The following is a 3,630-nucleotide window of genomic DNA, read 5'->3' as shown; positions in this document are numbered from 1 at the left end:
AGCGTGGTCGCGCTGAGCACCTCCGCGGCGAGCACGGAGCCGAACGAGCCGTCGGGCGGGACCACGGCGGAGGCGCCCCAGGCGAGTCCGGCGAGACCCCGCCCCGCCCTCGTCCGCGTGGATCGCCGGCGTCCGCGGCTCGGGCTTCACGCTGCTGGTGATGGGGATCATGATCCTCGCGGTGGTCGTGCTCGCCCCGAGCATCAAGAACTTCGTCGAGCAGCGCGCCGAGATCGCCGAGCTGCAGCGCTCGGTCGACGCGGCCAAGACCCAGGCGCAGAACCTCGACGAGCAGCGCACCCGCTGGTCCGACCCGGCGTTCATCCGCGCGCAGGCCCGCGAGCGGCTGTACTTCGTGATGCCCGGCGAGGTGAGCTACCTCGTGCTCGACGACGTGACGCTCGCCCAGCAGGCGCAGCAGCCCGCGAGCGACACGGTGCAGGAGACCCCGAGCGACTGGGCCGGATCCCTGCTGTCCTCGATCGCGGTCTCGGGCCTCGGCGAGCCGACCGCCGACGAGCTGACACCGACTCCGTAGCTCCCGCCCGACCCCGTCGCCCCCGCCCGGCCCCGCGTACACTGGAGCGTCCTCCCGGCCGTCCGTCCTCTGGAGCCCCCGTGACCACGCCCCCCTTCGATCCGCCGTCCGAGCGCGACATCGCGGTCGTCTCCGCCCAGCTGGGCCGTCCCGCCCGGGACGTCGTCGGGATCAGCGCCCGCTGCGTCTGCGGCGACCCGACGGTGGTCTCCACGAGCCCCCGCCTGTCCGACGGCACGCCGTTCCCCACCTTCTACTACCTGACCCACCCCGCCGCGACGGCCGCGATCTCGCAGCTCGAGGCCACCCAGGTCATGGTCGAGTACAACGCGATGCTCGCCGAGGACGAGGAGCTGCGCGAGGCGTACGCCGCTGCGCACCGGGCGTTCCTGGCCGACCGCGAGAGCGTCGGCTCCGTCCCGGAGATCGCGGGCATCTCCTCCGGGGGCATGCCCTCGCGGGTGAAGTGCCTCCACGCCCTCGCCGCGCACGCCCTCGCGGCGGGCCCCGGCGTCAATCCGATCGGCGATCTGGCCCTGGCCCGCGCCGACTGGTCTCCCGAGCGCTGCGCCTGCAGGCCGCTCGACGCGTAGCCGCTCCTACCGGAGCCACGGAGGCGCCACCACCGGCGCGCTCTTCGCTAAGCTGATTCCCAGTCGGGGTCAGTGCTGCCCACCGCATCGAGAGCGGGCACTTCGCATTGCGTGAGGGTGTTCGCATTGTCCATCCCTCTTGGAGAGTCAACCGTGCCCAGAATCCTGATCGTCGGAGGCGGCTACGCCGGCTTCTACACCGCGTGGAAGCTCGAGAAGCAGCTCCGCCCGCACGAGGCAGAGGTCACGATCGTCGACCCGCTGCCCTACATGGCGTACCTGCCCTTCCTCCCCGAGGTCGCCGCGGGGTCGATCGAGCCGCGCCACGCGATCGTCTCGCTCCGCCGCCACCTCAAGAAGACCGCGATCCTCGCCGCCAAGGTGACGAAGATCGACCACGCGAACCGCACCGCGACGATCACCCCGACCGTGGGCGAGCCCTACGAGTTCGAGTACGACCAGATCGTCGTCACCGCCGGCTCCGTCTCGCGCACCTTCCCGATCCCGGGCGTCGCCGACAACGCGATCGGCCTGAAGACGATCGAGGAGGCGACCGCGATCCGCGACCGCATGCTCACGAACTTCGACAAGGCCGCGTCGCTCCCCGCCGGCCCCGAGCGCTCGCGCCTGCTGACCGTCACGGTCGTCGGCGGCGGGTTCGCGGGCATCGAGGTCTTCGCCGAGCTGCGCTCCTTCGCGAGCGCGCTGCTCAAGCGCTACCCCGAGATCGACTTCGAGGAGACGCAGTTCCACCTCATCGAGGCGATGGGCCGGATCATGCCCGAGGTCGCCCTCGAGACGAGCCACTGGGTGCTGAAGAACCTCGACCAGCGCGGCGCCACCGTGCACCTCGACACGCAGCTCAAGTCGGCCGAGAACGGCGTCATCCAGCTGTCGACGGGCGAGAGCTTCGAGTCGGACCTCATCATCTGGACAGCGGGCGTCATGGCGAACCCGTCGATCAAGAACTCCGACCTGCCCATCGAGGAGCGCGGCCGCCTGCGCGTGCGCGCCGACCTCCGCGTCGGCCACGACGACGTGCTCGTCGAGGGCGCCTGGGGCGCCGGCGACGCGACGGCCGTCCCCGACCTCACCGGCGGCGGCGTCGGCGGCTTCTGCGTGCCGAACGCCCAGCACGCCGTCCGCCAGGGCAAGCTCATGGCCAAGAACATCACCGCGGTGCTCCGCGGCGAGGAGCCGGTCGACTACGTGCACAAGAACCTCGGCGCGGTCGCGGGCCTGGGCATCGGCATCGGCGTGTTCCAGTCCGGCAAGATCGCCGTGAAGGGCTTCCCCGCCTGGGTGATGCACCGCGGCTACCACGGTCTCGCCATGCCCTCGTGGGAGCGCAAGTTCCGCGTGGTCTGGGGCTGGTGGAACAACCTCTGGCTCGGCCGCGACATCGCCTCGATCGAGGCCCGCGAGTACCCCCGCGGGTCCTTCGAGACCTACGCGTCGCGTCCGCGTCCGGCGGCCCCGGCCGCCGAGGCTCCGGCCGCGCAGGCCCCGGCGCAGATCCCCGGCCAGGCCGGTGCTCCGGTCCCGGTCGGCGGCGAGCCCGCCAAGTCCTGACACCGCCGCCGGGAGGATCGCTCCTCCCGGTGGTCGCCCCCATAGCCCAATCGGCAGAGGCAGACGACTTAAAATCGTCTCAGTCTGGGTTCGAGTCCCAGTGGGGGCACTCCGTCCGACGCGCCGCTCTCTAGGCGGCGCGGGCGTGCGCGCTGCGTCGAGCGGGCTCGAGCAGCCCGGCCTCGAGGGCCTGGGTGATCTCGCCCGGGGTGCAGTCGGCGCAGAGCACGACGAGCTCCTCCTCGGTGTCGCGGCCGCCGGAGCGGTCGAGGACGACGGCGTCGGTTCCGCAGAGTGCGCATTCGATCATGCGGGTACCGTACGTCCGACCTCCGACATGCGCGCGGCAGCGCCCCGGCGCGTCTCGCCCGGATCCGACAGGGCGCCGGGTGCGCCTCCGGACCGGTCGTCCGTGCGGCCGGAGGAGCCCGGTGTTCGGGAATCGGACGAGGATCCCGCGCGCCCGCGCCGCCTCGCCTAGAGTCGTCACCGGGCGGTTCCGCGCCCGGGCGCCCGCGTCCGGATGCGAGCCGCCCGGTCCACGGCGGGCGCCGGAACGGTCCCGCTTCTCGTGCCCGCGGGCACCGTCATGCACCGCCCGGCGACGGGCGGCCGGGAGGCCCCCATGGGGAAGCTGCTCTACGGAGCCTCGGGAGTCGAGATCGAGTTCGACGACCGCACGCTCACGCACGTCCAGATCGTCATCGCCAACAAGCTGCGCCGCCGCGAGAGCTTCTTCTTCTCCTGGCGGGACGACCCCGCGGTCGGCGACGGCCGCTCGAGCATCTGGCTCGACCCCTCCGTGCCCCTCTACTTCAAGTACTTCGGCGGACGGGGTGGGGGCGGCGTCCGGCTCCTGCACGAGCTGCAGCCCGCCGGACGAGTTCGCCGAGACGGTCAGCAGGTCGATCCAGGTGCGGTTGATCG

At 72.2% G+C, this 3,630-nt stretch carries 4 protein-coding genes, 1 tRNA gene and 1 pseudogene; 5 read left to right on the top strand and 1 reads right to left on the bottom strand.

Translation table 11 applies throughout. The annotated features are described in order from the left end of the window. The first annotated feature begins 160 nt into the window (after positions 1 to 160). From C5C33_RS17965 to C5C33_RS17950, 4 genes are all read left to right on the top strand, one after another. The gene (locus tag C5C33_RS17965) at positions 161 to 538 is read left to right on the top strand and encodes a septum formation initiator family protein (RefSeq protein ID WP_104239595.1); all 378 of its coding nucleotides are present in this window, start codon (positions 161 to 163) and stop codon (positions 536 to 538) included. An 80-nt stretch (positions 539 to 618) separates the two neighbouring features. Beyond that, a complete protein-coding gene (locus tag C5C33_RS17960) occupies positions 619 to 1,131 on the top strand; it encodes a DUF501 domain-containing protein (protein WP_104227430.1) in 513 nt (170 codons plus the stop codon). Between the two features lie 153 nt (positions 1,132 to 1,284). Next, the gene (locus tag C5C33_RS17955) at positions 1,285 to 2,703 is read left to right on the top strand and encodes an NAD(P)/FAD-dependent oxidoreductase (protein ID WP_104225019.1); all 1,419 of its coding nucleotides are present in this window, start codon (positions 1,285 to 1,287) and stop codon (positions 2,701 to 2,703) included. A gap of 35 nt (positions 2,704 to 2,738) precedes the next feature. Next, positions 2,739 to 2,812: transfer RNA gene (locus C5C33_RS17950), tRNA-Leu, on the top strand. A 21-nt stretch (positions 2,813 to 2,833) separates the two neighbouring features. Here C5C33_RS17950 and C5C33_RS17945 read toward each other — a convergent pair. Continuing rightward, positions 2,834 to 3,013 (bottom strand): hypothetical protein, encoded by a 180-nt coding sequence (locus tag C5C33_RS17945; RefSeq protein ID WP_104225020.1) that lies wholly within the window; start codon positions 3,011 to 3,013, stop codon positions 2,834 to 2,836. Positions 3,014 to 3,328: 315 nt separating this feature from the next. Between C5C33_RS17945 and C5C33_RS17940 the strand changes: the two are divergent. Next, positions 3,329 to 3,630: pseudogene (locus C5C33_RS17940) on the top strand (hypothetical protein); the annotation flags it as partial.

The sequence above is a fragment of the Rathayibacter sp. AY1H3 genome, from assembly GCF_002932015.1.
Note: the sequence above shows the minus strand (reverse complement) of the source record. Positions and strands in the feature narration are given on the sequence as shown.

Excerpts from the sequence above, each read along its gene's own strand:
- C5C33_RS17965 (WP_104239595.1), top strand. The coding sequence starts at position 161 with ATGGGGATCATGATCCTCGCGGTGGTCGTGCTCGCCCCGAGCATCAAG.
- C5C33_RS17945 (WP_104225020.1), bottom strand. The coding sequence starts at position 3,013 with ATGATCGAATGCGCACTCTGCGGAACCGACGCCGTCGTCCTCGACCGC.